20 protein-coding genes and 1 other RNA gene are annotated in these 26,704 nt (G+C 55.9%); 9 read left to right on the top strand and 12 right to left on the bottom strand.

Going from position 1 to position 26,704, the window contains the following annotated elements:
- The first annotated feature begins 105 nt into the window (after positions 1–105).
- Positions 106–2,256 carry a formate dehydrogenase subunit alpha gene (gene fdhF / locus LOC22_RS19750; RefSeq protein ID WP_230239146.1) on the top strand — a complete coding sequence of 717 codons (2,151 nt, stop codon included), beginning with the start codon at positions 106–108 and terminating at the stop codon, positions 2,254–2,256.
- Positions 2,257–2,308: 52 nt separating this feature from the next.
- Here fdhF and LOC22_RS19745 read toward each other — a convergent pair whose 3' ends face one another.
- Genes LOC22_RS19745 through LOC22_RS19720 form a run of 6 tightly spaced genes read right to left on the bottom strand, consistent with a single transcriptional unit; the run spans position 2,309 to position 8,312 of the window.
- On the bottom strand, positions 2,309–2,962 hold the full coding sequence (locus LOC22_RS19745; protein WP_032670990.1) for a helix-turn-helix transcriptional regulator: 654 nt from the start codon (positions 2,960–2,962) through the stop codon (positions 2,309–2,311).
- Positions 2,963–3,003: 41 nt separating this feature from the next.
- On the bottom strand, positions 3,004–3,516 hold the full coding sequence (locus tag LOC22_RS19740; RefSeq protein ID WP_033487127.1) for a fimbrial protein: 513 nt from the start codon (positions 3,514–3,516) through the stop codon (positions 3,004–3,006).
- An 11-nt stretch (positions 3,517–3,527) separates the two neighbouring features.
- The gene (locus tag LOC22_RS19735; RefSeq protein ID WP_203453320.1) at positions 3,528–4,475 is read right to left on the bottom strand and encodes a fimbrial protein; all 948 of its coding nucleotides are present in this window, start codon (positions 4,473–4,475) and stop codon (positions 3,528–3,530) included.
- 1 nt (position 4,476) lies between these two features.
- On the bottom strand, positions 4,477–7,020 hold the full coding sequence (locus tag LOC22_RS19730; protein ID WP_230239145.1) for a fimbria/pilus outer membrane usher protein: 2,544 nt from the start codon (positions 7,018–7,020) through the stop codon (positions 4,477–4,479).
- Between the two features lie 27 nt (positions 7,021–7,047).
- On the bottom strand, positions 7,048–7,725 hold the full coding sequence (locus LOC22_RS19725) for a molecular chaperone (protein WP_230239144.1): 678 nt from the start codon (positions 7,723–7,725) through the stop codon (positions 7,048–7,050).
- 56 nt (positions 7,726–7,781) lie between these two features.
- The gene (locus LOC22_RS19720; RefSeq protein WP_015570717.1) at positions 7,782–8,312 is read right to left on the bottom strand and encodes a fimbrial protein; all 531 of its coding nucleotides are present in this window, start codon (positions 8,310–8,312) and stop codon (positions 7,782–7,784) included.
- 354 nt (positions 8,313–8,666) lie between these two features.
- Here LOC22_RS19720 and LOC22_RS19715 point away from each other — a divergent pair, with 354 nt between their 5' ends.
- Together LOC22_RS19715 and LOC22_RS19710 are read left to right on the top strand one after the other, a co-directional pair.
- Complete coding sequence (locus LOC22_RS19715) at positions 8,667–9,326, top strand: winged helix-turn-helix transcriptional regulator (protein WP_015570718.1); 660 nt, start codon at positions 8,667–8,669, stop codon at positions 9,324–9,326.
- A gap of 77 nt (positions 9,327–9,403) precedes the next feature.
- Positions 9,404–10,033 carry a helix-turn-helix domain-containing protein gene (locus LOC22_RS19710; RefSeq protein WP_023296357.1) on the top strand — a complete coding sequence of 210 codons (630 nt, stop codon included), beginning with the start codon at positions 9,404–9,406 and terminating at the stop codon, positions 10,031–10,033.
- A gap of 46 nt (positions 10,034–10,079) precedes the next feature.
- On the opposite strand, the gene LOC22_RS19705 is transcribed toward LOC22_RS19710, so the two are convergent.
- The 3 genes from LOC22_RS19705 to LOC22_RS19695 form a co-directional block, all read right to left on the bottom strand.
- Positions 10,080–10,274 carry a YdiH family protein gene (locus LOC22_RS19705; RefSeq protein WP_003857766.1) on the bottom strand — a complete coding sequence of 65 codons (195 nt, stop codon included), beginning with the start codon at positions 10,272–10,274 and terminating at the stop codon, positions 10,080–10,082.
- Between the two features lie 85 nt (positions 10,275–10,359).
- The gene (menI, locus tag LOC22_RS19700; RefSeq protein WP_023296356.1) at positions 10,360–10,770 is read right to left on the bottom strand and encodes a 1,4-dihydroxy-2-naphthoyl-CoA hydrolase; all 411 of its coding nucleotides are present in this window, start codon (positions 10,768–10,770) and stop codon (positions 10,360–10,362) included.
- Positions 10,767–13,823: an FAD-binding and (Fe-S)-binding domain-containing protein gene (locus LOC22_RS19695; protein WP_230239143.1), complete on the bottom strand. Its 3,057-nt coding sequence runs from the start codon at positions 13,821–13,823 to the stop codon at positions 10,767–10,769. The genes menI and LOC22_RS19695 overlap by 4 nt, the downstream gene beginning before the upstream one ends.
- Before the next feature lie 199 nt (positions 13,824–14,022).
- Between LOC22_RS19695 and ydiK the strand changes: the two genes are divergently transcribed.
- The gene (ydiK, locus tag LOC22_RS19690) at positions 14,023–15,138 is read left to right on the top strand and encodes an AI-2E family transporter YdiK (RefSeq protein WP_015570721.1); all 1,116 of its coding nucleotides are present in this window, start codon (positions 14,023–14,025) and stop codon (positions 15,136–15,138) included.
- A gap of 208 nt (positions 15,139–15,346) precedes the next feature.
- An RNA gene (gene rprA, locus LOC22_RS19685) (antisense sRNA RprA) lies at positions 15,347–15,454 on the top strand.
- A 5-nt stretch (positions 15,455–15,459) separates the two neighbouring features.
- On the opposite strand, the gene LOC22_RS19680 is transcribed toward rprA, so the two are convergent.
- From LOC22_RS19680 to ppsA, 3 genes are all read right to left on the bottom strand, one after another.
- Complete coding sequence (locus tag LOC22_RS19680; RefSeq protein ID WP_230239142.1) at positions 15,460–17,835, bottom strand: glycoside hydrolase family 3 N-terminal domain-containing protein; 2,376 nt, start codon at positions 17,833–17,835, stop codon at positions 15,460–15,462.
- Positions 17,836–17,838: 3 nt separating this feature from the next.
- A complete protein-coding gene (locus LOC22_RS19675) occupies positions 17,839–19,239 on the bottom strand; it encodes an MFS transporter (protein ID WP_032648070.1) in 1,401 nt (466 codons plus the stop codon).
- A gap of 234 nt (positions 19,240–19,473) precedes the next feature.
- Positions 19,474–21,852, bottom strand: coding sequence for a phosphoenolpyruvate synthase (gene ppsA, locus LOC22_RS19670; protein WP_017384643.1), 2,379 nt, complete (start codon positions 21,850–21,852; stop codon positions 19,474–19,476).
- 335 nt (positions 21,853–22,187) lie between these two features.
- On the opposite strand from ppsA, the gene ppsR reads away from it, so the two are divergent.
- From ppsR to LOC22_RS19650, 4 genes are all read left to right on the top strand, one after another.
- Positions 22,188–23,021, top strand: a complete 834-nt coding sequence (ppsR, locus tag LOC22_RS19665) for a posphoenolpyruvate synthetase regulatory kinase/phosphorylase PpsR (RefSeq protein ID WP_017384644.1) — start codon at positions 22,188–22,190, stop codon at positions 23,019–23,021.
- Between the two features lie 150 nt (positions 23,022–23,171).
- Positions 23,172–24,218, top strand: a complete 1,047-nt coding sequence (gene aroH, locus LOC22_RS19660) for a 3-deoxy-7-phosphoheptulonate synthase AroH (protein ID WP_032670070.1) — start codon at positions 23,172–23,174, stop codon at positions 24,216–24,218.
- Positions 24,219–24,427: 209 nt separating this feature from the next.
- Complete coding sequence (hemP, locus tag LOC22_RS19655; RefSeq protein WP_015570723.1) at positions 24,428–24,616, top strand: hemin uptake protein HemP; 189 nt, start codon at positions 24,428–24,430, stop codon at positions 24,614–24,616.
- 76 nt (positions 24,617–24,692) lie between these two features.
- Complete coding sequence (locus LOC22_RS19650; protein WP_023303529.1) at positions 24,693–26,675, top strand: TonB-dependent hemoglobin/transferrin/lactoferrin family receptor; 1,983 nt, start codon at positions 24,693–24,695, stop codon at positions 26,673–26,675.
- The last annotated feature ends 29 nt before the right edge of the window (positions 26,676–26,704 follow it).

Raw genomic sequence — 26,704 nt, 5'->3', positions numbered from 1 at the left:
CCCTGTTAATCAAGAACGCTGAATGTGGCATGGATCCTGCTTAGTCCGCTAAAGGACTGGGCTTTCCAGTAAACATTGCTTCATTTCTTAACAGGTCTGTTATTGATGAAAAAAATCGCCAGCGTCTGCCCCTACTGCGGTGCAGGCTGCAAACTAAACCTCGTCGTAAAAAATAACCGCATTATCCGTGCCGAAGCCGCTGATGGCGTAACCAATCAGGGCACGCTTTGCCTGAAAGGTTTCTATGGCTGGGACTTTCTTAACGACACACGGCTGCTTACCCCCCGTCTGACGCAGCCCATGATCCGCTACAGCAAAGGCGAGGCCTTTACCCCTGTTACTTGGGAAGAGGCCATTCGTTATACCGCTCACAGGCTTAAAAGCATCAAAGAACAGTATGGCCCTCGGTCCATTATGACCACGGGTTCCTCACGGGGAACGGGCAATGAGACCAACTATGTGATGCAAAAATTTGCCCGAGCGGTGCTGAATACTAACAACGTCGACTGCTGCGCCCGCGTCTGTCACGGTCCGTCCGTTGCCGGTTTACAGGAGACCCTCGGCAACGGCGCCATGAGCAATTCCATTAACGATATTGAAAACTCAAAATGCCTGCTGGTATTCGGCTATAACTGCGCCGACTCTCACCCCATCGTCGCCCGACGCGTGCTTAAAGCACGTGAAAATGGCGCTAAAATCATCGTCTGCGATCCGCGTCATATTGAAACGGCACGCATTGCCGATCTTCATCTTCAGCTAAAAAATGGCAGTAACATGGCGCTGGTCAATGCCTTTGGCTATGTCCTGCTGGAAGAGGAACTGTACGACAAAAACTACGTTGCCCGCTTTACCGAAGGGCTTGAGGCGTACCGGCTGACGGTAAAAGATTACGCACCCGAGCAGGTTGAACATCTGACGGGGATCCGCGCGCGGGATGTTCGTCAGGCAATGCGCATGTTCGCAGCGGCGCCTTCAGCAACGGTGATGTGGGGGATGGGCGTCACGCAGTTTGGTCAGGCGGTCGATGTGGTGAAAGGTCTCTCCAGCCTGGCGCTGCTGACCGGCAACCTGGGCCGCCCTGCCGTCGGCGTGGGTCCGGTTCGCGGGCAAAATAACGTTCAGGGTGCCTGCGATATGGGCGTTCTGCCCAATATGTTCCCCGGCTACCAGGACGTCACTGACCCGGCGGTCAGACTGAAATTTGCCGATGCGTGGAAAATCAATGTCAACCGGATGGACGATCGCGTCGGGACGCGTATCACCGAAGTGCCGCATCTCGCGCTGGAAGGAAAGATCAAAGCGTATTACATCATGGGGGAAGATCCGCTTCAGACAGAAGCCGATCTGGGTCTAGTCCGCCGCGGCTTTGAGGCGCTCGATTTTGTGGTGGTTCAGGACATCTTTATGACCAAAACGGCAGAGGTGGCTGACGTGCTGCTCCCTGCCACCTCATGGGGAGAGCACGCCGGCGTGTTCACCTGTGCCGATCGCGGCTTCCAGCGTTTCGGCAAAGCCATTGAGGCCAGCGGCAACGTGAAGCGCGACTGGGAGATCATCAGCCTGCTGGCCACGGAGATGGGTTATCCCATGCATTACGAGGATAACCAGCAGATCTGGGACGAAATGCGCGAGCTGTGCCCCCTCTTCTACGGCGTGACCTACGAAAAAATGGGCGAGATGGGTCATGTGCAGTGGCCCTGTCCCACCCTCGATCATCCCGGCACTCCCTACCTGTACAAGGATAATCAGTTCGACACCCCCACTGGCAAAGGCCAGTTATTTGCCGCCCCCTGGCGCGCCCCGGCGGAGATACCGGATGCGGATTACCCGCTGGTACTGTGCACGGTGCGCGAAGTGGGTCACTACTCCTGTCGCTCAATGACCGGGAACTGCGCGGCGCTGCAAAGCCTGGCCGACGAGCCGGGCCGGGTGCAGATCAACCCGGCCGACGCGGATGAACGGGGGATTGCCGAGGGCCAACTGGTCTGGGTACGTTCACGCCGGGGTAAAGTGATCACGCGCGCCAGCATCAGCGAGCGCATCAATGCGGGAGCAATCTATATGACCTACCAGTGGTGGATTGGCGCCTGTAATGAGCTGACGCAGGATAATCTCGACCCGATCTCCAGAACGCCGGAAACGAAATATTGCGCCGTGCAGCTGGAGGCGATCGAGGACCAGCGCTGGGCGGAGGATTTTGCGGCTTGCGCGTACCAGACCATGAAGACGCGTTTGATCGCTGCGGTTAACGTTTAAATGCATTGCCGGGTGGCGGCTATCGCTGCCCGGCCCGCTATCCGCTGCTGTTTTACGTTATCTGTTGTGCATAATTATTTTCCAGGTAATCGCGAAGCAGGTTCGGACGGCTCTTTTTCTCCATCAGCCTTCTCAACAGTACGATCAGCTCGTAATCGCTTCGCAGATTAAATTTCTGCATCATCATATATTTATGGGTAAAGACCGTTTTTTCGCTCATCTTCAACGCGTTCGCGGTCTGCACCACCGACAGCCCCCGGTAAAAATTGACCATAATACGAATCTGTTGCCGGGATAAACCTTTATGCTGGCAGTCGAAACAGGTCTTTTTATTCAACGTGTAACCCGGTAATTGCGTCCTGAACCACGCGATAAACAGAACGCCGCTAATACGGTCAAGCGACGCCCGGCGCGGAAGAAAAATAATGTCCTGAAAGCAGGAAGGCAGCGCCGAAAAGCGCAGCTCATCGTCGACGAGACCTATCACAATTCCTTTTTGCCGGGCCAGTAACTCCGGAAAACAGGTCAGCGTTTCCCCCTGACATAATGAAAGAACAATAATATCGGCCTGGCTGACGTTTTCATTGGTCAGCGCCAGGTGAAATGTGATGGAGCGATGAAAGTTATGCTTAAAAAAATCTTCGAAAAAGCTCTGTAGCCCAGCCTGAAAAAACAGATCCGTTTCCTGAATCAGAATATTTAACATAGTTCACACCAACGTCTTTAAAAAAGGCTTATCACCGGCATTTAGTTGTACTGCATCGTCATCACCACAACCGCAATGATGCTCCCCGGCGTGGCGCCTCCCGGCATAGATTTTACCGAGGCCAGCATAGCCATTGTCGCGGTTCTGTCCGCGGCAATGGTCTGGGTCATACTGGTGCCTGTTCCTTTAAGCGCGCCGGTTTGGGCATCGCGCATGGCTATCGCCACATGCGTGGCCGAACCGCTGTTCATAAAATAGTCCGCACCCGCCTCGGGATCGGGGCTGCCGGTGAAAGCGACGGTCACACTCTGCGTTCCGGTTGGGCACTGGGTAAACAGCAGACTGAAAGGCACCGGATCCGATGTTGAGCCCGGCGTCGCCATATTGGTTGCCTGAATATTGCCCAGGTTGACATCGAGGCTGTTACTGCCGCCATTAAATATGCACGGCGACGCAACGATATTTCCCGTCACACCGATGTTGACGCTATCAGCGGAGCATACCTTCCCGCTGAGTAAAGCAAGTAAAATCAGTGTCCTGCATCTTATTTTCATCTTCTTACCTGCTACTGGTAGGTCACATTAAGGGTGGCGGAGGCATTCGCTGAACCTGACTCCACGCGGGGTAACGTCTGGTAATATCGGGCCGTTAATGGCAACGTCTCTTGCCCCCCGTCAGACCGCCGCAAGAATAGTCGGCTGTTCATCACCAGCGGAGCACCGTTATAGATAAGCTGCACCCCCACCCCTTTCGCAGTGCCGGCATTTCCCTGCCCGGTTAAGGCCATCACGCTGGTATTGGCGCTGTCCGGGTTCTGTATTCCACTGAGCGAGACCGTAATATTGGTTCCGGCGGCGCAGGTTAAGCCCAGGTTTTGCGTGTTCTGTGCCCCCATCGGCGTGGTGCCCACCGTGGAGCCGAACGCCGAGGCGGGAATATCCCCTATCGGAAACGTCAGCTGGGCCGTATTCACCGTGCACGCCAGCGCATTGATGGTGCCGGAGGTGAGCTGCGTGGTCAGACCGTCACGGTAGAGGCCATCGCTTCCCTGAAGCGTCACGACGCCGATCGTCCCGGGGGTTAATACCCCCGATGAGACCGGGCCCGTCACCACCAGCTCAATCCTCCCGCCGTACCAGTCCACATAGGAGGTCTGCGCATTGTAGGAAAATGTATTGCTCGGGTTTTCAAAATAGCCGTTGGAAGAAAAGCGTATCCCTATCCCGCTGACGTTCGTGTTGTAAACATGGTTGCCGTAGCTGCTCAACGTGGCGCCGTTGTAGCGCAGGCTGAATCCCAGCATCAGCGGATTCGTACATCCGGTAAGATAGGAGCCTGTGGCTGACGCCGCGCCGGAAAATACCACCGTGCCGACAGGCGCATCGCGCTGCACGTTGATCGTCCCCACGGACAGGGTGGAAAGCTGCGGGGTGATGGTGGTGCAGGTACCGGCACGAGCCATATTTGCCGCCGCGAGCAAACAGAGCAGCAGCATCGCGTTAAGACATTTCATGTTAGCGTTCCTGACGGCAGGTGGCGTGCATATCAGCGATCCCACCGTACGTTGAGTGATTCGGCAGCGTGAAATCAGCGCGGCATTGCTGACTGGATTGACTTCCCCATGTAGCGACTAACGTTCCCTGCTCGCGCATCCCGGTTAAATAGACCTGACCGCGATCGCCGACAATAAAACTGCCGCTGTCATCACCCACAAGGGTGACCACCGCCCCAAACGGAACGGCGCGGTCGTTGTCGGTCAAGGTCATCAGCACCCGGCGACCTGACTTCGGCAGATAATCGGCTCTCACCACCGCTCCCCGCGTCGGCGTCACCGTGCGGGTGTTGATCTCCAGCTCGACATCGTCCGGCATCGTTTCCGGGTCGAGGGTGAGATCGTTTTTCCGGTAGACAGAAAGGTTACTCACGACCGTATATCCGCGAAGATCTGTCCGTACACCGGGCTGATTGCGGATATCCACGTCGTGGGCGCCAGGGGCTTTGATTAAGACGCTGGTCTCCCCCAGCGGCTGGGAAAGCGTGATGCCATCAGCATGGGCGAGAATGCCGCCTTGCAGCCCGTAATTCAGGCGTTCACTGTTTTTGTCATAACCATAACCTGCCGTGACTTCGCCATAGGCGCCTTTGTAGTCCGCGTTAACATTGCCGGTATAGCCCACGCCCTCTGTGCCGTATCCCTGCTGTACGTTCCAGCTCAGGGCACGGTTCTCGAGCGCTACCCCGTTCAGGCCGACGTTATGCGTCGTCCCGTTATTCCCGCTGGCGTTCATGCCATAGTTAGCCCATGTCTGCGGCAAAAATTTATCCAGCGGAATGCTGACGTTGAACGCCAGAAGCTGGTCGTGGTTAGCGTTTTTTTGGCTGTCGCGGGTTTCTGACGCTGAGCGGACATTTTTGCTGTAGGTCCATGTCAGGCCATAGCTGATGTTGTGCCAGTAGTTGCTATAGCCGACGCTCCACGAAGCCATCGACTTACCGTCATTCCAGTAATCTTCCCGCGCCGCAGTGAGGGTAAGCGCGCCCAGGTTATCCCCCAGCGTCTGGCTCATCGTCAGCTCGGCACGGTTACGTCGCCTGTCCTGAAGCGCGCTGCTGTCGCCGTAAGAATCGAGGACGTCCTGCATGCCGTAATAGCCGCGGGTCGAGTAGCGATACCCGGCAATCGAAAAGTTGGTACCGGTATTGATAAAATTCTTGCTGTATCGGGCCCGCCACGACTGACCGTTTGTTTTCGCGGCATGCTCCGGCGTTGACCAGCCCTGAGTGACGTCTGCGGATATCGCCCCGAGATCGCCCATATTCTTGCCCACCCCCAGAGCCGCCGACTGGTACTTATCTGCCCCCTGGACGCCGCCATAGAGCGTTATACCGTGAGGGAGGCCGTAAATTCCGGTCAATTGCCCGAAGGGGGTTTTCTCCACGCTACGGTTATACGAGCGATACTGCCCGGCGGTAAGGGCATATTTCAGGCGCCCCTCCCGTTGCAGGACCGGCAGCGAAGCGTACGGCAGGGTGAAATGTTGCTCCCTACCATCAGCTTCGACGATCGTGACATCAAGATCGCCCGCGCCGCCGGTGGGATACATATCCGCGATCTCAAACGCGCCCGGCACCACATAGCTTTGGTAGATTTGATAGCCATTCTGACGCACCACGACCTGCGCGTTAGTTCGCGCAATACCGCGCACCACCGGCGCATAGCCTTTCAGGGAATCCGGCAGCATATCGTCGTCAGACGCCAGCTGGACGCCGCGAAACGGCATGCTGTCAAAGACATCGGCAGGCGCGGAACTGTCTCCGAGCGTAAGCTGGGCTTGCAGGGGATTAATCGCGCGCTGCATCCAGGTATAGACGTTGTCCCACTTATCCTGGCCGGACGCATCGCGGGACCAGGTGGTGTAGTTGCGTAACCGCCAGGGACCGACGTTGATCCCCGGCCGCAGGTTTGCATACTGGCTGTCGCTGCGGGTGCCTGCCCCGCTTCTTGCCCGGCTGTTTGCCCCGCTCAGGCTGTAGTTGAGCATGGCCGCGGTAATGCCTTCATCCCACATATCCGGCGGAACGTAACCTCTCGCTGGCAGGTCTATAGCCGCCTGTGGAATGCTAATCGCCAGACGCTGGGCGCCAAACTGGAAATCCGCGCTGGCCTGTGGGATCGCCCTGAGATCGGCGCATTCACCTTCCCCGGCGGCAAGCTGTGGGAAAAGCGCCGTTTTCACGCCCCACGCTTTTAACTGCCCGTTTCTCAGGCACGGCTGCAACGTTTCACTGCCGTTAGCATCCTTCACTGCCATAAAACGAATATCCCGCGTTTCCAGCAGCCGATCGTCAAGAATAATATCAACGTGGTATGTCCCGGGCGCCTGCGAGCCGGATTCAAAGGCAGATAAATCCGCTTTCCCCATTCCGGGATTATCCAGCTCTACCAGTTCCGTATTAAACGTCTCACTGGCATACAGTGTGGGAGAGACACCAGCAAGCGCGAGGGCAATAAATATTGCCAGGCGCGCAGGCTGCATTGTATTCAATGCCGTTGTCATGACGAACACCTGATAAACGCGTAAGGATCACAAACTGGCCCGGTGTAATTCGCCAGGGCTGCCATAATCGTTAATGACTTTAAACGTCAGCGTATTGCCACTGGTTCCGTTCGGTAACTGAAAACGGGCTGAGCCTGAAGGCATCACGTACGTGACATCGTCAAGTTTCTTATCACCCAACGTAATTTCATTGAAATTGATAACGTACGGCGTAGGGTTATTAACCTGAAGGGAATTCCCCGCACGATGCCAGGTTAATTTATTGGCTTGCTCCTCGGGGGTAGACGCACGAAGAGTCTCTGGTCGATAAATTAATTTGATGCGCGTTTTGACGGCAATTTGTAGCGAGTTCATCTGCTTTGAGGCTGACGGAATAGCTTTAATGTTCAGCCAGAATAAACTCTCCTGCCTCTGTGGCAGCGAGCCGGTCATGACAATACGCTCAAGGTTTTTTTGCCCGCCGTCCAGCCGATACAGTGGTGGCGTAATAATAAAAGGCGCTTTACCCGATTGTTCATCCTGAACATCTATCCACGACTGGATTAAATAAGGAACGTTATCAGGATTAATAATACCTATTGACGCCTCTTTTTTAGCCCCATCGAAAATAATACGGGTGCCGCCAATAATTACTCCTGCACTGACGGATGTTAACGTCAGCGGTAACAGCGCCATAGCCAGGCCCATTGTCGTGATAAAACGCATTTTAATACCTCATAAAACAAGGGGCCGGGCGGCCCCCTGCTGATTACTGCAATGACTTAGTTGTACACCACTGAGAAGTTTGCGACCGAGTTAGCCGGGCCCGCGGTCACGGATGCCGCGGTGGAGATATACTGCGCGTAGAAGTTCAGCGTATTATCAGCCGTACTGCTGAGCGGGTAAATATAGCTGTTGCTGCCGTGCAGCGGCAGATCGGCTTTATCTGCCGTCATCAGGTTAATCGCCACCCCGGTGGCCGCCCCCGCCACGGACGTATCAATCGCCAGCAGGCTAGCGTTGGTTAAATCCGGCGTGCCGTCAAAACGGACTTTTGCATTGGTGACCGTTACCGGACAGTTTTTCAAAATAATATTGAATTGCGTCGCAGCCGTTCTCGCCCCGGTTGTCGGGAATTCCGTTTTATAATAATCGCCTAATACCACCACCTGATTCTGGGATGCCACATCAACGTCGCAGGCAGAATCCAGAATATTCCCGTTAAAATTAACGGTACCGGCCGCTGCGAATGCATTGGTCATGGTGAGTACAGAACCTGCCGCTAACATTGCCATCATCAATTTTGTATTCATAATTTTATATCCCGTATTACTTTATTTATTACCGACATTCAGTTGCAGAAACAAAAGACCTTCCGACGAGTCAAAATTTATACAACTCTTTTTCCGCATACAATCAATTTTGAGGTCTAGCTGTAGACCCTCTTTTAACAATTACAAAACATATTCACTCGGAAACACCTTAAGAATAATGGCCAAAGTCTACTTTTAGACCTGAATAAAAAAGGTTTCAATTTCAATTAATTAAGACTCAAAAAAAAGCGAGTCTATAATTAGACTCGCCGCAAACATTCCCTGATCTGCTGGTTTTTAAGATAATTCTTTATGCCGATCAAAAAATGATCGCATCAGTCAGTGAGGTTTCACATGAATACCCGTTTCGCGCCTGAGTCAGATATTGATAAGTCAACAGTGCTCGGCGCTAAGCCTTTTAAGCACATTGAAAAAATAATCGATAATGTTTTGCCGCATGCGGAGAGAAGCATTATTGCCAGAGGAGAAATTATCCATTATTGCTCCGGCGATACCCGTCAATGCTTTTTACTGTTGCATGGCAGCGTGGCGTTGCACCGTCGCGGGGACGGTATCGTCTTAAATTCTGAATCCGCGCCATTTATACTCGGCGTGAGCAGCCAGTTATCGTCTGAACACCTGTACGTCAGAGCGCTGGAAACCTCAGAGGTGGCCAGCGTTTCGCTGGCGTGTTTCAATCATGTTGTCGCACAACAGAATTTATGGGAGCACTTCTCAAACCTGCTGATCTACACCGCATCGCGCGTCTACGAACATTGTGCCCAGATATCGCAAATGTCGGCTTATGACATTATCCGCTTTCAACTGGTTGAGTTAATGCAGGAGCCGGAAGCCATAAGACAAAACATTACCGCCGCAGCCTATATCAAAAGCCGCACCTATCTTTCACGCAGCGGCATTATGCGGATCCTCGCGGAGTTGCGGACGGGGAAATACATCACCATGGAGCGTGGCGTACTAGTTGAGATCCATCACTTACCCCGTAAGTACTGAGGCTGTATTTATCTCTGGAGAAGGTGGAAAAGAAGAGCGACACTATAGAGAGTACAGTCTCTTTCCAGGTTAACGCTATGTCTTCTGACAAACCATCGCATCGCGGCTCTCCCTATGCTCAGGAACTGATTTCTCATTTACAGCCGCACTGCGCCACGCATAAAACCGATCCCGGCGAGCAACTTGATCTCCAGGTTGACGGGCAGAGCATGTGTTATTTAATTCTTGATGGCACGGTCGCCATATACAGAAGAAGCGACGACATGATGCTTTCAACGGCGCGCAGTCCCGCCCTGTTTGGCCTCGCTAACCTGACGGACATTTATTTTAATGACTACCTCCGAACGGTAACGCCTTGCCTGATTGGTGTGCTCACGACCGATCGGGTGGCTCAAATTATCAAAGAGAAGGCGCTGTGGGGGCTGCTTTCTAATCATCTGATGTTTGTCTATAACCGCCTCTATCACAACGTCATGCCGAAAGGCGCGCCAACCGCGTACGAGATGATTCGCCAGCAGCTCGTGCTGCTGATGCAGGAAGATGACAGCTACCGACGCAGCGTGACGGCGGAAAGGTATATCAGGGATAAAACCCATCTTTCCCGCAGTGGCGTAATGCGGATCCTGGCTGATCTGAAAACGGGTGGGTTCATCGAAATGGAAGAAGGCCGGCTGATTAAAATTAACAAACTGCCTGCCAGATACTGAATGTCAGACACAAAAAAGGCCGCGCTTGCGGCCTTTTCTTCACTGCTTAATGGACGTGAACGCCCAACCGCCAGGCAAAGTAGATCTCTTCTTTCAGTTCGTTTGAAGAGAGCGCCAGCAAATCCGTAAATTCCAGCTCAAGCTGTTTCAGCTTTTTCAGGTACTGGGCGGGAGACAGATTGCTTTTATCGCGACGTAAATATTCAATTGCCAGCTGTGTTGGGGTTATTTCAGTATCCATGATGTCCTCGCTTATGTTCAAAACGTGACCAGTATATCACAATCAGGCGGCTAATTTTTGACCAAAAACAAGACATCCGGAAACTTTACACAACGGCCGTCGTCAGCCTGGATGAACAACACAGGCGATCCTGCTCGTCCAGAATATCAATCTGCCACACCTGATGACGGCTTCCGGCATGCAGCGCCCGGCAGACGCCGCGCACGCGCCCGCTGCGAACGGAGCGGATGTGGTTGGCATTGACCTCCAGACCCACCACCTTCTGCTCTCCTTCCGTACACAGGTAGCCCGCCACCGACCCCAGCGTTTCGGCCAGCACGACGGACGCGCCGCCGTGCAACAGGCCAAACGGTTGATGAGTACGGTTGTCTACCGGCATCGTCGCTTCCAGTTCGTTGTCGCCAATGCGCGTGAACTGGATATCCAGCAAACCGACCATGTTCTCCGCGCCCATGGCATTTAAGGCCTCCAGCGTGACCGCACGTTTCCAGATCATCCGATAATCTCCAGTAAAGCCTGCAATGGATGGCGGACGCCGTTACCTTCCACCCGTTTCACCTGGCTGCGGCAGGAGTAGCCCGTCGCCAGACAGCGGTTGCGTGGCAGGCGCTGCATCGCCTGATGCCACGACAGCTCGTAAATGCCGAGCGAATTAGCGTGGTTTTTGACTTCATGGCCGTAGGTTCCGGCCATACCGCAGCAGCCCACGTTAACGCTTTCCAGCTTCGCGCCAAACCGGGCAAAGATAGAAGCCCACTGGGCAGGCGCCATCGGCAGCGCCGTCACTTCGGTGCAGTGCCCAAACAGGTACCAGGCTTCTCCACTCACCTCCTGAGAGGGCGTTTGCGTCAGCACCGCAGGCAGCCACTCGTGTACCAGTAAGACCTGAAAATCACCGCGCTTATCGCCGAGCGTCTGCTTATATTCATCCCGGTAACAGAGCACCAGCGCCGGATCGACGCCCACCATCGGCATACCGAGCTGCGCCACGCGATTCAGAAAATCTGAAGTTTTCTGCGCGGTTTTCGCAAAGCGGGTGAGGAAGCCTTTAATGTGCTGCGCCTTGCCGTTCGGCGAGAACGGCAGCACCACCGGCTGGTAGCCGATTTTCTCGGCCAGTCGGACAAAATCGGCCACCACCTGCGCATCGTAATAGCTGGTAAACGGATCCTGCACCACCAGCACCACCTTCGCTTTCTGCTCAGGGCTTAATGCTTCCAGTTGTTCCAGGGTCATGTTCGCCGAGCGGTGCCCCACCAGCCGACGCTGGAGCGATGGCACCGACAGCAGCGGCAGATCCACCATGCCGATATGTTTTTCTGACAGTTTGCGCACCAGCGGCTGGTTGATAAAGAAGTTAAAGGTTTTTGGCGCACGGGCCATCAGCGGCGCGTAACTCTCCACCGTCGCCACCAGATGATCGCGCATCGGGCGCAGATAACGCGTGTGGTACAGCTGGAGGAAGCGGGAACGGAATTCCGGTACGTCAATTTTAATCGGGCACTGGGTTGAACACGCCTTGCACGCCAGGCAGCCGGACATCGCCTCTTTCACCTCATGCGAGAAATCGTATTCACCTTTGTTCGCATGCCAGCTGTTGCGGGTGCGTTCGATAAGCCCGCGCAGGCTGGCGCGTTTTTCCGGCAGCTCCTGTTCCAGCTTGAGCGGGTCAACGCCGCGGTCGGCCAGCAGGCGCAGCCATTCGCGCACCAGCGTGGCACGCCCTTTCGGGGAATGAATGCGGTTGCTGGTGATTTTCATCGACGGACACATCGGGCTTTTCACATCGAAGTTGAAGCACAGCCCGTTGCCGTTGCACTCCATCGCGCCGCGCCAGGAAGCGCGTACCGCAATCGGAATTTGTCGGTCATAGGTGCCGCGCTTGACGGCGTCCACCTGCAACATCGGCGCATCGATGCCCTCCGGCGGGCAGATTTTTCCCGGGTTGAGGCGGTTATCGGGATCAAAAGCGGCTTTCACCTTACGCAGCTCGGCGTAAAGTTGTTCGCCAAAAAACGCCGGGCTGTACTCGGCGCGGAATCCTTTGCCGTGCTCGCCCCATAACAAGCCGCCGTATTTGGCCGTGAGGGCCACGACCTGGTCGGAGATCTCCTTCATCAGGATCTCCTGCTGCGGGTCGCACATGTCCAGCGCCGGGCGCACGTGCAGCACACCCGCGTCCACGTGCCCGAACATGCCATAGCTCAGACCATGGCTGTCGAGCAGCGCGCGAAACTCCACAATATAATCAGCAAGGTGCTCCGGCGGCACGCAGGTATCTTCCGCAAACGGAATAGGCTTCGCCGCCCCTTTCGCGTTGCCGAGCAGCCCCACCGCTTTTTTACGCATCGCGTAGATTCGCTCGATGCCGGAGAGATCGTTACACAGCTGCCAGCCAATGACGCCGCCTTCCCCCTGGGCAATCAGCTCGTCCAGACGCTGGCAGAGCGTGCTTACCTGGCTCTCAATCAGCTCTGCGTCATCCCCGGCGAACTCGACGATGTTCAGGCCGAGCATCTCTTTATCCGGCACGTCGGTAATCAGTTCGCTCACCGAATGCCAGACGATATCTTCCCGGGCCAGGTTCAGAACTTTTGAATCGACGGTTTCCACCGACAGCGCCCGCGCCTCCACCATAAACGGTGCATTACGCAGCGCGGAGTCAAAGGAGTTGTATTTGACATTCACCAGACGGCGCACCTTTGGCAACCGGGTGATATCCAGACGCGCTTCGGTGATGAAGGCCAGCGTCCCTTCTGACCCGGTCAGTACGCGGGTAAGATCGAACTGGCTCAGATCGTCATTAAAGACATGGCGCAGATCGTAGCCCGTCAGGAAGCGGTTAAGCTTCGGGAATTTGTTGAGGATCAGTTCGCGATTTTCGCGGCAGCGCTCCAGCACGGTACGATAAATCCGTCCGCTGGTGGTGCTCTCTTTTGCCAGCGTTTCGGCCAGTTCGATCGGCATCGGTTGGGTATCGAGGATATCGCCCCCCAGCAGCACCGCCCGCACACCCATAACGTGATCGGAGGTTTTGCCGTAGACCAGCGAGCCCTGCCCCGAGGCATCGGTGTTGATCATCCCGCCAATGGTCGCGCGGTTACTGGTGGAAAGCTCTGGCGCAAAAAAATAGCCGTAAGGTTTCAAAAACTGATTCAGCTGATCTTTGATCACCCCCGCTTCCACTCGCACCCACCCCTCTTCCGGGTTGATCTCAATGATGCGGTTCATATAGCGGGACATATCAATGATGATGCCCTGGTTCAGCGCCTGCCCGTTGGTACCCGTCCCGCCGCCGCGTGGGGTAAAGACCAAGGTGCTGAAACGCTCCTGCGACGCCAGACGGGCGATGAGCGCCACATCGGCGGTAGAGCGCGGGAAAACGACGGCATCGGGAAGAAGCTGGTAAATACTGTTATCGGTCGCCATCGTCAGCCTGTCGGCATAATCGGTGGCGGTGTCACCTGTAAAACCCTGTTGCTCCAGTGCCTGCAAAAAATTAAGCACCAGCTGAACGACGCCCGGTGCCTGAGAAATCTGTGGGATCATTGCTGTCGACCCTAATGAGAATAGTGTGAAATCGTTTGCGTTGTGTCTGGAAAGTTTTATCACATTTTTTTCTTATGTGCTTCGTAGAATTACGGGCAAAATCCGCCTGTCAAAAATCGCTGAAATCACTAATGATTAGAGAGATGCGGTTTATATTCCCATCAGCCTTGCTGGTGTTCATTTAAGGAAAGTTTCGTTTATGGTCAATCTTCGTCAGCCCAGGGATGTCGCGCAGATACTGCTGTCGGTGCTGTTCTTAGCCATTATGATTATTGCGTGTCTGTGGATTGTTCGTCCTTTCGTGCTCGGATTTGCCTGGGCCGCGACCGTCGTCGTCGCAACCTGGCCTTTACTCTTACGTTTGCAGAAACTGCTGTTTGGTCGCCGCGGCCTGGCCGTGCTGGTGATGACGCTGCTGTTGTTCCTGCTGTTTATTATTCCCATTGCACTGCTGGTTAACAGCCTGGTTGACAGTAGCGGCCCGGTTATTCGCGCGGTCACCAGCGGTGATATGACGCTGCCGGATCTCGCGTGGCTGAACAGTATTCCTGTTGTGGGCGCAAAACTGTACAGCGGCTGGCACAGCCTGCTGGAGATGGGCGGTAGCGCCCTGATGGCCAAAGTGCGTCCGTACATCGGCACAACCACCACCTGGTTTGTGGGGCAGGCTGCGCACATTGGTCGCTTCATGATGCACTGTACGTTGATGCTGGTCTTCAGCGCCCTGCTGTACTGGCGCGGCGAGCAGGTTGCGCTGGGGGTACGTCATTTCGCCACCCGACTGGCAGGTAAACGCGGCGATGCGGCCGTGCTGCTGGCAGCCCAGGCCGTCCGCGCGGTAGCGCTCGGCGTGGTGGTCACAGCGCTGGTGCAGGCTGTACTTGGCGGAATCGGGCTGGCAATTTCCGGCGTACCTTATGCCACCATTTTCACCGTCGTCATGCTGATGACCTGTCTGGCTCAGCTCGGTCCGCTGCTGGTGCTGGTTCCCTGCATTATCTGGCTTTACTGGACGGGGGACACGACCTGGGGCACGGTGCTACTGGTCTGGAGTTGCGTGGTGGGCACCATGGATAACGTGATCCGTCCCCTCCTCATCCGCATGGGCGCTGACCTGCCGCTGATTCTGATCCTGTCCGGGGTGATCGGGGGGTTAATTGCCTTCGGCATGATTGGCCTGTTCATCGGTCCGGTGCTGCTTGCGGTAACCTGGCGTCTCTTCTCCGCCTGGGTGCATGAAGTGCCGCCGCCGGGAACCGACCCTGACGTCATCTTAAGCGAACTTGAAGAACTGGAAGATAAGAACGCGCAGTAAGAACGTAGGCCGGGTGGCGCTAACGCTTACCCGGCTACACTCTCCACAGCAATACTTAAACGTTGCTAAACTATTTATTCTCTGCACACTGGTCAGACCCGCCTTTTTCTGCCTAAAACCGTCATTCTCTTCAAGAAATCTTTACCTGCCTTTAACTATTGAGACGAATCCGATCGACTCAAAATCCTGGCATGCCTACTATTAAGACACGGTTATAAATCAACACCTTGATTTATAAGCATGGAAATCCCCTGAGTGAAACAACGAATTGCTGTGTGTAGTCTTTGCCCATCTCCCACGATGGGCTTTTTTTTATCCTTTTTACGCCCGTGTAATGTCACAGCGGCTGAGCATACGCCATTCCCCCGCCAGCTCCCGCGTCTCCCCGGTTACCAGCACGTTCACCACCTCGCGTATATCCGCCGAGGACGCGCCAACCTGTAGCTCAAATTCCCCTGGCTCGACAATCCGCTTCCCGTCCCGGCGGGTGAAATTAAACATCTCCACCGGCAGGGTAAAGGTCAGCGTGGCGGTTTCTCCCGGTAAAAGCGTAACGCGCTGGAACGCTTTCAGCTCCTGAAGCGGACGCACCTGCGTAGCGACCTTATCGCGTACGTACACCTGTACCACTTCGCTGCCGCTGCGCTCGCCGGTGTTGGTGATATCGACGCTTAACGCCACCTCTCCGTCGATCGGGACGCGGCTTTCCGTCAGGCGGGCCGCGCCCCAGCGAAACTGCGTCCAGCCGAGACCGTAACCGAACGGGTAAAGTGCGCCGAAATGGAACGCAAACGGCGTGCCGCCGCTTTTCAGCTTGTGGTTATAGTAGTACGGCATCGCCCCGGCGTTTTTCGGCACGCTCACTACCAGCCTGCCCTGCGGCTCCGCGCGGCCGGTTAAGACATCGGCAATCGCCCAGCCCCCTTCCTGCCCCGGCGCCCAGGCCATCATCAGCGCGGCCACCTTCTCTTCCAGCCCCTGAAGGTTATAAGGACGCCCACCCGTCATGACGACAATCACTGGCTTACCGGTTGCCACCAGCGCCTCCAGCAGCTGTTGCTGCACGCCCGGCAGATCCAGCGAATCGGTATCCGAACCTTCCCCCACGGTGCCGCTCTGGAATAGCCCGGCGAGGTCGCCCACGCAGGCCACCACCATGTCACTCTCTTTTGCCGCGCTCACGGCGTCGGGGATCAAATCCGTGCGTTGTGAAACCGGCGATTGCTGCATCGGCTTACCGCCGCTGTCGCCCGGGAACACCGGCGCGCCCGCCATCCGTTTTTCGATAATGAGACACCCTTTGGCGTAACGTATCTGTGATGCGCCAAGGTACTGTTCCAGCGCCGCGCGCGGGGTAGTCACCTGCGAGGTCTCTTCAACCATATCGCTGATAATCAGGTGAACCGGGAAGCTGTAGCCGCTCAGTAACGCCAGTGGATCGTCCGCCGTCGGCCCCACTACCGCTACACGGGGTTTTCCGCCGAGGGGCAAAATGCCGTTATTTTCCAGCAGCGTGATCGATTTTGTTGCCACCTCGCGCGCCACCTGCCGGGTCGCCTCATTCTGCAAATCGATACCGTCTTCGTCGGCGTACGGTTTTTCAAACAGCCCGAGACGGAATTTTTCACTTAGCACGCGCGCCACAATCTCATCCACTTTCGCCATTGAGATGAGCCCACGCTCTACCGCTTCAGCCAGATGACGCGCGCAGTCATCCTTCGGCAGTTCCACGTCCAGCCCGGCGTTAAACGCCAGCGCCGCCGATTGTGCTGGATCGTGAGAAATCCCGTGGTGCTGGTGCAGCAGGCTGACGCCGCCGTAATCCGCCACGATAATGCCGTCGAAGCCCCACTGTTCACGCAGCACGGTGGTGAGCAGAAAATGGTCGCTGTGCCCTGGCTGATTATCAATGTCGTGATAGGCTGGCATCACCGAACCGGCGTTGGCCAGCTTTACCGCCATCTCAAACGGCAGCAGGAAGGTATCGTTAAGCTCGCTGAAACCGAGATGGACCGGCGCATGATTGCGCGCCCCTTCGCTGAAGGAGTGGCCGACGTAATGTTTCAGGGTCGCCAGCAGATCGCGCTTATCGCCCTGCAACCCCTTCACGTACGCCGTCGCCATCACCCCTACCAGCCACGGATCTTCCCCAAAGGTCTCTTCCGTCCGTCCCCAGCGCACATCGCGCGAGACATCCAGCACCGGGGCCAGCCCGTGCTGGCACCCGACAGACCGGGCCTCTTTGCCAATCTGCTCCGCCGCGCGCTGCACCAGCGCCGGGTCCCAGGTAGAACCGTAGTTCAGCGACGACGGGAACAGCGTTGCATCTTTGCACAGCAGCCCCACCAGACACTCCTCATGAAACAGCGCCGGAATGCCGAGCCGGGTCTCCTCCATCATCATGCGTTGCAGGCGGTTGGCGGCACGCACGCCGGTTTTTGCATCAACAATGTGCGTGCCGAGCGGGCGGGTGATCTGCCCGACGCCCAGCTTCAGCCTTTCGCTGAGGGACGCCTGTTCACTCACGCCGGCGAATTCATCGCTCAGATCGCTGCGCTCGCGGTGGTTGCCGTGTTCATCGAGGATCAGCCAGTACGCGTGCATCTGGGCAAATTTCTCTTGCGGCGTCATACGCGCCAGTAAATCAGCGACACGCTCGTGTACGGAACGTCCCGCGTCCTTGTAGATCGCAGTCATGGTTTACTCCTGTAGTGCGGATTGGGTTGCCGGGCTGAGCTGCCCCGTATCGTTTCGACTATCGCGTTTGCTGGCCAGCTCGCGGGCGATGCTGTCCACCAGTCGGCTGTTAAGTTTGTAGATGGCAAGGAGCGCCACCATGCAGAGGAACAGCGCGCAGGGGATCAGGGTGAACAGGGCATTGATGGTTGCGAGAACGTGAGGCGCCTGGTTTGCCTGACCCGGCGCGTAATCCACCATGCCAAGCACCCAACCGACCACCGCCCCGCCCAGCGCCAGCCCAAATTTGATGGCAAACAGGGCGGTAGAAAAGACCAGCCCGTCAAGGCGGCGGCCGCTACGGTGTTCTTCGTAGTCCACCACATCGGAGAACATGGTCCATTGCAGCGGCGTGGTCAGGTTCTGAATAAAACTAAACACAATATTCAGACCGAATATCAGCCACACCTGCGAAGGCGGAATGAAGAAAATCAGCGCGCCAAAAATAACGAAAGAAATAATGGTCCACTGATAGGCACGCACCCGGTCAAATTTCCCCAGCAGACGTTCAGATAATAATGCGCCACTTAAGGAGGCCACCATGCCGGAAACAATAAAGGCAAAAACCAGTTCCGGACGTAACAGAACATAGTTAACGTAATACATGGTCGCAGAGCCACGCGTCACGACGGCGGTTAACAGTAAAATATTAAACAGAAAAACAATTCGCCACTGGCTATTGGCGGCCAGCAGTTTTAAATCCGTCAGCATCGAGCCGGAGGTGTCATTGCGCGGCGAGTAACGCTCCCGGGTCATAAAGAAGCAGCAGAAGAATAAAACAATACCCAGCAGCCCCATCAGGCTCATGGCATAGAAATAGCCTTTTTGCACATTCCCCTGTCCTAATAATGAGACCAGCGGCAGCGCGATGACGGTTACAATCAACCCGCCGATAAACGACAGGCCAAAGCGCCAGGATTGCAGCGAGTGGCGTTCGCGCGGGTCGAGCGTCAGCGCGCCAGGCATGGCACAGTAAGGGACGTTAATCGCGGAATAGATCAGACTCAGGATGGCATAGGTTACGCAGGCATAGACAATTTTTGCCGTCGCCCCGGCATCGGGTACGTAGAAGGTAATCAGGCAGCTCACGCCAAACGGAATGGCAAACCAGAGCAGCCAGGGACGAAAACGACCGTGGCGGGTCTGAGTGCGGTCCACCAGCGCGCCAATGCACGGGTCGACAAACGCATCGACCACGCGCACCACTAAAAACATGGTGCCCATAATGGCCGCAGGCAAACCGAATACGTCCGTATAGAAATAAGCGAGAAATAACGTTGCCGTTTGCCAGACCAGCGCGCTGGCCATATCGCCGAGGCCATAACCTATTTTATCTTTGGTACGTAATACAGAGGAGATTGTCATTGTTATTTGCCTTTTTATCAGGTTAAAACGTATTTCAACCAGTCGCGCATCATCCCGACGGATGTACGCGGTAAGGCTCAAGTATTAGCAACGCCCTGCCCGCTAACAATTGTCTAAATTAACAGATAAATTATGATATTTGGTTTTTTGCTTTATTTGTGATGGTGAGCATATTCGCAGGAAAATAAAAAAGGCGAGGACAGATATCCTCGCCTTTTTCAGGTTGTGCAGGTTTTACTTGTTCAGCTCTGCCAGGCTCAGCCAGGTCTGCACCACGGTGTCCGGGTTAAGGGAGAGGCTATCAATCCCCTCATCCATCAGCCAGGCCGCAAAGTCTTCATGGTCAGAAGGACCCTGGCCGCAAATCCCGACATATTTACCCTGTTTCTTCGCCGCGCGGATGGCCATGGAGAGCAGCGCTTTCACCGCCTCGTTACGCTCATCGAACAGCTCAGAGACGACGCCGGAGTCGCGGTCCAGGCCGAGCGCCAGCTGCGTCATGTCATTCGAGCCAATGGAGAAGCCGTCGAAGTGCTCCAGGAACTGCTCGGCCAGCAGGGCGTTGGACGGGATTTCGCACATCATGATGATCTTCAGCCCGTTCTCGCCGCGCTTCAGCCCCTGACGCGCCAGCTCGTCCACCACCGCTTTCGCCTGGTCCACGGTACGCACGAACGGGATCATGATCTCCACGTTGGTCAGCCCCATGTCATTGCGCACGCGTTTTACCGCCTCGCACTCCAGCGCGAAGCAGTCGCGGAAGCTTTCCGACACGTAGCGTCCGGCGCCGCGGAAGCCCAGCATCGGGTTCTCTTCTTCCGGCTCGTAGCGTTCACCGCCCACCAGGTTGGCGTATTCGTTGGACTTAAAGTCCGACAGACGCACGATCACGCGTTTCGGGTAGAAGGCCGCGCCGAGCGTGGCGATCCCTTCCGTCAGACGACCCACATAGAACTCTCTCGGCGAGTCGTAACCCTTCATCATCTCGCGGATTTCGTTTTGCAGTTTTGCGTCCTGGTCGTCGAACTCCAGCAGCGCACGCGGATGCACCCCGATCATACGGTTAATAATAAATTCCAGACGCGCCAGGCCCACGCCTTCGTTCGGCAGGCAGGCGAAGTCAAACGCGCGGTCCGGGTTGCCGACGTTCATCATGATCTTCAGCGGCAGGTCCGGCATGGTATCCACGCTGGAACTTTTCACGCTGAAGTCGAGGATATCGGCATACACGTAGCCGGTATCGCCTTCGGCACAGGAGACCGTCACCTTCTGGTCGTCCTTCATGCGCTCGGTGGCATCACCGCAGCCGACTACCGCCGGGATCCCCAGCTCACGGGCGATAATAGCCGCGTGACAGGTACGGCCGCCGCGGTTGGTGACGATGGCAGCCGCTTTTTTCATGATCGGTTCCCAGTCCGGGTCGGTCATATCGGTCACCAGCACGTCGCCAGGCTGAATGCGGTTCATCTCGCTGATGTCGTGGATCACTTTCACCGGACCGGCACCGATGCGGTGACCAATTGCGCGGCCTTCCGCGACAATTTTGCCCTGCGCGTGCAGGGTGTAGCGCTCCATGACCTGACCGCGTGAACGTACGGTTTCCGGACGCGCCTGCACGATAAACAGCTTGCCGGTGTGTCCGTCTTTCGCCCACTCGATGTCCATTGGACGGCCATAGTGTTTTTCAATCTGCACCGCCTGCTTCGCCAGCTCTTCCACTTCGGCGTCGGTCAGTGAGAAGCGATCCCGCTGCTCCTGCGGCACATCTTCAATGGTGACCTGCTTGCCATGCTCTTGCGTCGGAGCATAGATCATGCGAATTTTTTTCGAGCCCATGGTGCGACGTACCACTGCCGGACGGTTAGCCGCCAGCGTAGGCTTGTGCACGTAGAATTCGTCAGGGTTTACCGCCCCCTGCACCACCATTTCGCCCAGACCCCACGCGGAGGTGATAAACACCACCTGGTCGAAGCCGGATTCAGTGTCGATAGAGAACATCACGCCGGAAGAGCCTACGTCGGAACGCACCATGCGCTGTACGCCTGCGGAGAGCGCGACGCCGCGGTGGTCATAGCCCTGATGGACGCGATAGGAGATGGCGCGGTCGTTGAAGAGGGAGGCGAAGACGTGCTTCACCGCCACCAGCACCGCGTCATAGCCCTGAACGTTCAGGAACGTTTCCTGCTGACCGGCGAAAGAGGCGTCCGGCATATCTTCCGCGGTGGCGGAAGAGCGCACGGCAAAGGAGGCCTGCGCGTCGTCAGCGGAGAGCTGGTTGTACGCGTCGTGAATGGCTTTTTCCAGTTCCGGCTGGAAAGGTGTGTCGATAATCCACTGGCGGATTTGCGCGCCGGCTTTGGCAAGCTCGGTGACATCATCAATATCCGTTTTATCCAGCAGGTCGTAAATGCGCTGGTTTACACCGCTCTGGTCTAAAAACAGGTTAAACGCATCGGCGGTTGTGGCAAACCCGTTAGGTACGGAGACACCCATACCGGACAGATTTGTAATCATTTCACCCAGGGAGGCATTTTTGCCCCCAACTCTGTCTACATCATTCATGCCGAGTTGGTTATACCAAAGCACCAGCGGTGACGAGCCATTGTTGGACATCGAAACAATCCTTTTGTGATATTTGATCGGAGTAAGAAACACCTGACTACGTATTTATACTGGCATATTTATTTCCGCTAAAAAAACGGTGAATCGTGTAAGCAATTTAAATTTTCAACTTTTCGGACAGTTTCCCGGCACTCGCTAACCCGATGATTCCTATAGATTCCGGCAAAAACCATAGAAATAAAGCCGCTATTCGAAAAATGAAATCCACTTTTCAGGAAAATCAAAAACACCATTTCATTTTAAATTCAGATAAGTTCTTTGCTGTGAAATTAACTTTTTTAATTTATGCTTTCAGGCAATTACGTACGCTATTCAGGGTGGATAAAATGGATAATGCTGTCGATCGCCACGTTTTTTATATTTCTGATGGGACGGCGATAACCGCCGAGGTGCTGGGACACGCGGTGATGTCGCAGTTTCCGGTATCGATAAACAGCATCACGTTGCCGTTCGTGGAAAATGAGAGCCGGGCCAAAGCGGTCAAGGACCAGATCGACGCCATTTACCAGCAGACCGGCGTTCGTCCGCTGGTGTTCTATTCCATTGTGATCCCTGAGATCCGCAACATCATTTTGCAAAGCGAGGGCTTCTGTCAGGACATCGTGCAGGCGCTGGTTGCTCCCTTGCAAAGCGAGCTGAAGCTCGACCCGACGCCGATCGCCCACCGTACCCACGGGCTGAACCCCGGTAACCTGACCAAATACGATGCGCGTATTGCCGCCATTGACTACACCCTGGCGCACGACGACGGGATCTCCCTGCGCAATCTCGACCAGGCGCAGGTGATTTTGCTCGGCGTGTCGCGCTGCGGTAAAACCCCCACCAGCCTTTACCTGGCCATGCAGTTTGGCATTCGCGCCGCCAACTACCCCTTTATTGCCGATGATATGGATAACCTGGTGCTGCCCGCCGCGCTCAAGCCGCTCCAGCATAAGCTGTTTGGGCTGACCATCAACCCGGAACGACTGGCAGCGATCCGCGAAGAACGTCGCGAGAACAGCCGCTACGCCTCGATGCGCCAGTGCCGAATGGAAGTCTCCGAAGTCGAAGCGCTATACCGGAAAAATCAAATTCCCTGGCTGAACAGTACCAACTATTCAGTAGAAGAAATTGCCACCAAGATCCTCGATATCATGGGGCTGAATCGCCGCATGTACTAATATGCTAGTACATTAATCCAGTTTCAGTTATTATCATGCCATCCTCGGGGCGACGTGCCCCGAACTTGAAATCAGCAGGGATTGGTTTAAGGTGATGGCCATCACTTCCCGGTAGTCTGCCGATGAAGCAAAAAATTTCTGAGACATTCCATGAACAAAACCGACGAACTGCGCACCGCGCGCATTGATAGCCTGGTCACACCGGCTGAACTGGCCCGGCTGCATCCCGTTTCCGCCGAGGTGGCGGACCATGTGACGGCCTCCCGTCGCCGCATCGAAAAAATTCTCAATGGTGAAGACAAACGTCTTCTGGTGGTGATTGGCCCCTGCTCCATCCACGACCTCGACGCGGCAATGGATTATGCACAACGCCTTCAGACGCTGCGCGGCACGTATCAGGATCGCCTGGAGATCGTGATGCGTACCTACTTTGAAAAGCCCCGTACCGTCGTGGGCTGGAAAGGATTGATTTCCGATCCCGATCTGAACGGTAGCTACCGGGTGAATCACGGTATTACGCTGGCGCGCAAGCTGCTGTTACAGGTTAACGAGCTGGGCGTGCCAACTGCCACCGAATTTCTGGATATGGTGACCGGACAGTTTATTGCCGACCTCATTAGCTGGGGCGCGATTGGCGCACGTACCACCGAAAGCCAGATCCACCGTGAAATGGCGTCGGCGCTCTCCTGCCCGGTGGGCTTCAAAAACGGAACGGACGGCAATACCCGAATTGCCGTAGATGCCATCCGCGCGTCACGCGCCAGCCATATGTTCCTCTCCCCGGATAAAAACGGCCAGATGACCATCTACCAGACCAGCGGCAACCCGTTCGGACATATCATTATGCGTGGCGGTAAAAAACCGAATTACCATGCAGAAGATATTGCCGCCGCCTGCGAAACGCTGGCGGAATTTGACCTGCCGGAGCATCTGGTGGTGGATTTCAGCCACGGCAACTGTCAGAAACAGCACCGCCGCCAGCTGGACGTCTGCGAGGAAGTTTGCCAGCAGATCCGCAGCGGCTCGACCGCCATTGCAGGAATTATGGCGGAGAGTTTTATCAAAGAAGGCACGCAGAAGATCGTCGCCGGACAGCAAATGGTCTACGGCCAGTCGATCACCGACCCGTGCCTGAGCTGGGAAGACAGCGAGCTGCTGCTGGAGATGCTGGCTTCAGCCGTGGACACACGCTTTTAAAATCCTGCCGGGTGACGCTGCGCTTACCCGGCCTACGGTACGTGCCCTTCTCCCTCTCCCCGTGGGAGAGGGTCGGGGTGAGGGCATCAGACCGCACCTCTCCCCCAAATTTGATCCCGTCACACAATTTTCACAAAAACGCTTGCCGTGAATTTGCAGTTTATTGATAATGATTATCATTGTTACATTGATTGTTATTTATAAACATTATGTCACCTACCGATAACAGCGCGGCAACGCCAACAAAAACACACACAGCACCGTCCCCTGCTCCCACCGATCGCCGAATCGACAGCAAAAGCCTGTTGGGTGAGGAGGGACGGGTCATTATCGAGCATGACGGCCAGCACTACCTGCTGCGCCAGACCAATGCCGGAAAACTGATCCTGACTAAATAAACCAGACAACACATTCGCCAGCCACCCAGGTGATCCCCAGGCAGCCAGCGCTTTTCAATTCTTATGGAGAGTTGCTATGCCACACCTGCAATCCGCGTCTTTACGCCCGTCTCTTCTGGCGCTGGCGATTGTCAGCACCCTGCCGGGCGTTACGTTTGCCGCCGCAGACGAGATCACCGTCACCGCCACCGGCAATGCCCGCAGCGCCTTTGAAGCCCCCATGATGGTGAGCGTGATTGACGCCACCGCGCCGGAAAACCAGACCGCCAGCTCCGCCGCCGACCTGCTGCGCAAGGTGCCCGGTCTGATGCTGGACGGCACCGGGCGCACCAACGGTCAGGACGTTAACCTCCGGGGCTATGACCGCCGTGGCGTGCTGATACTGGTGGATGGCGTGCGCCAGGGCACTGATACCGGACACCTGAACAGCACGTTCCTCGATCCGGCGCTGATCAAACGTATTGAAGTAGTACGTGGTCCTTCCGCCTTGCTGTACGGCAGCGGCGCGCTGGGCGGCGTAATTTCGTATGACACCGTCGACGCCAGCGATCTGCTGGATGCAGGTAAAAACAGCGGCTATCGCGTATTTGCTACCGGTGCAACGGGCGATCATAGCATCGGGATGGGTGCCAGCGCCTATGGCCGCACCGATACCCTGGACGGTCTGGTCTCCTGGTCCAGCCGCGATCGCGGCGACATTCGCCAGAGTGACGGCGCGAGGGCGCCAAACGACGAATCCATCAACAATATGCTGGCGAAAGGCAGCTGGAAAATCGATCCGGCGCAGACGCTGAGTGGCTCCCTGCGCTACTACAACAACGACGCGCAGGAGCCGAAAAATCCGCAGACCACGGATGCCAGCAGCAGTAACCCGATGACCGATCGTTCCACCATTCAGCGCGATGCCCAGCTTGGCTACCGCATTGCGCCAGCCGGAAACGACTGGCTGAACGCCGATGCGAAAATTTACTGGTCCGAAGCGCGGATCAACGCCCAGAACATCGACGCCAGCGGCGAGTTCCGTAAGCAGACTACCAAAGGCGGCAAAGTGGAAAACCGCACCCGCCTGTTCAGCGACTCCTTCGCCTCGCACCTGCTGACCTACGGCGGGGAATACTATCGTCAGGAGCAACACCCTGGCGGCGCGACCACCGGCTTCCCGGACGCGAAAATCGACTTCAGCTCCGGCTGGTTGCAGGATGAGATCACTCTGCGCGACCTGCCGGTAACGCTTCTCGGCGGGACGCGTTACGACAACTACCGCGGCAGCAGCGACGGTTACGACGACGTGGATGCGGATAAGTGGTCATCACGCGCCGGGTTAACCGTGAGTCCAGCCGACTGGCTGATGCTGTTCGGCTCTTACGCCCAGGCCTTCCGTGCGCCAACGATGGGCGAGATGTATAACGACTCGAAGCACTTCTCTATCGGCAGCTTCTACACCAACTACTGGGTGCCGAACCCGAACCTGCGTCCGGAAACTAACGAAACCCAGGAGTTCGGTTTTGGGCTACGTTTTGACGATCTGCTGCTCGCCAACGACGCGCTGGAGTTCAAAGCCAGCTACTTCGACACCAAAGCGAAAGATTACATCTCCACTACCGTCGATTTTGCGGCGGCCACCACCATGTCCTATAACGTACCAAATGCTAAAATCTGGGGCTGGGACATGATGGCGACTTACGCGACCAGTCTGTTCAACCTGGACGTGGCCTACAACCGCACACGCGGGAAAGATACCGACACGGGCGAATACATCTCCAGCATCAACCCGGACACCGTCACCAGCAAGCTGGATATCCCCGTGGCGCAAAGCGGCTTCTCCGTGGGCTGGATCGGCACCTTCGTCGAACGTTCAACGCACATCAGCAGCAGCTACAGCGAGCAGCCTGGCTACGCAGTGAATGATTTCTACGTCAGCTATAAAGGCCAGCAGCAGTTCAAAGGCATCACCACCACCCTCGTGCTGGGGAACGCCTTCGACAAAGCCTACTGGTCACCACAAGGCATCCCGCAGGATGGCCGCAACGGCAAGATCTTCGTCAGTTATCAATGGTAATTCCCTTCGGGGCAACGATTCAGAAGGAT

Source organism: Enterobacter sp. AN-K1 (assembly GCF_020971765.1).
In the GTDB taxonomy this organism is placed as follows: Bacteria; Pseudomonadota; Gammaproteobacteria; order Enterobacterales; family Enterobacteriaceae; genus Enterobacter; species Enterobacter hormaechei_C.
The sequence above is the reverse complement of the archived record's forward strand: the minus strand, read 5'-3'. Positions and strand labels throughout refer to the sequence as shown.

What these genes read in the sequence shown, in the direction of transcription:
- LOC22_RS19725 (WP_230239144.1), bottom strand. Translation starts at nt 7,725, where the DNA reads ATGCGTTTTATCACGACAATGGGCCTGGCTATGGCGCTGTTACCGCTG.
- LOC22_RS19680 (WP_230239142.1), bottom strand. Translation starts at nt 17,835, where the DNA reads ATGACTGCGATCTACAAGGACGCGGGACGTTCCGTACACGAGCGTGTC.
- LOC22_RS19715 (WP_015570718.1), top strand. Translation starts at nt 8,667, where the DNA reads ATGAATACCCGTTTCGCGCCTGAGTCAGATATTGATAAGTCAACAGTG.
- ppsR (WP_017384644.1), top strand. Translation starts at nt 22,188, where the DNA reads ATGGATAATGCTGTCGATCGCCACGTTTTTTATATTTCTGATGGGACG.
- LOC22_RS19695 (WP_230239143.1), bottom strand. Translation starts at nt 13,823, where the DNA reads ATGATCCCACAGATTTCTCAGGCACCGGGCGTCGTTCAGCTGGTGCTT.
- fdhF (WP_230239146.1), top strand. Translation starts at nt 106, where the DNA reads ATGAAAAAAATCGCCAGCGTCTGCCCCTACTGCGGTGCAGGCTGCAAA.
- LOC22_RS19735 (WP_203453320.1), bottom strand. Translation starts at nt 4,475, where the DNA reads ATGAAATGTCTTAACGCGATGCTGCTGCTCTGTTTGCTCGCGGCGGCA.
- LOC22_RS19675 (WP_032648070.1), bottom strand. Translation starts at nt 19,239, where the DNA reads ATGACAATCTCCTCTGTATTACGTACCAAAGATAAAATAGGTTATGGC.
- LOC22_RS19740 (WP_033487127.1), bottom strand. Translation starts at nt 3,516, where the DNA reads ATGAAAATAAGATGCAGGACACTGATTTTACTTGCTTTACTCAGCGGG.
- LOC22_RS19745 (WP_032670990.1), bottom strand. Translation starts at nt 2,962, where the DNA reads ATGTTAAATATTCTGATTCAGGAAACGGATCTGTTTTTTCAGGCTGGG.
- LOC22_RS19705 (WP_003857766.1), bottom strand. Translation starts at nt 10,274, where the DNA reads ATGGATACTGAAATAACCCCAACACAGCTGGCAATTGAATATTTACGT.
- LOC22_RS19650 (WP_023303529.1), top strand. Translation starts at nt 24,693, where the DNA reads ATGCCACACCTGCAATCCGCGTCTTTACGCCCGTCTCTTCTGGCGCTG.
- LOC22_RS19730 (WP_230239145.1), bottom strand. Translation starts at nt 7,020, where the DNA reads ATGACAACGGCATTGAATACAATGCAGCCTGCGCGCCTGGCAATATTT.
- LOC22_RS19720 (WP_015570717.1), bottom strand. Translation starts at nt 8,312, where the DNA reads ATGAATACAAAATTGATGATGGCAATGTTAGCGGCAGGTTCTGTACTC.
- LOC22_RS19710 (WP_023296357.1), top strand. Translation starts at nt 9,404, where the DNA reads ATGTCTTCTGACAAACCATCGCATCGCGGCTCTCCCTATGCTCAGGAA.
- ppsA (WP_017384643.1), bottom strand. Translation starts at nt 21,852, where the DNA reads ATGTCCAACAATGGCTCGTCACCGCTGGTGCTTTGGTATAACCAACTC.
- menI (WP_023296356.1), bottom strand. Translation starts at nt 10,770, where the DNA reads ATGATCTGGAAACGTGCGGTCACGCTGGAGGCCTTAAATGCCATGGGC.
- aroH (WP_032670070.1), top strand. Translation starts at nt 23,172, where the DNA reads ATGAACAAAACCGACGAACTGCGCACCGCGCGCATTGATAGCCTGGTC.
- ydiK (WP_015570721.1), top strand. Translation starts at nt 14,023, where the DNA reads ATGGTCAATCTTCGTCAGCCCAGGGATGTCGCGCAGATACTGCTGTCG.
- hemP (WP_015570723.1), top strand. Translation starts at nt 24,428, where the DNA reads ATGTCACCTACCGATAACAGCGCGGCAACGCCAACAAAAACACACACA.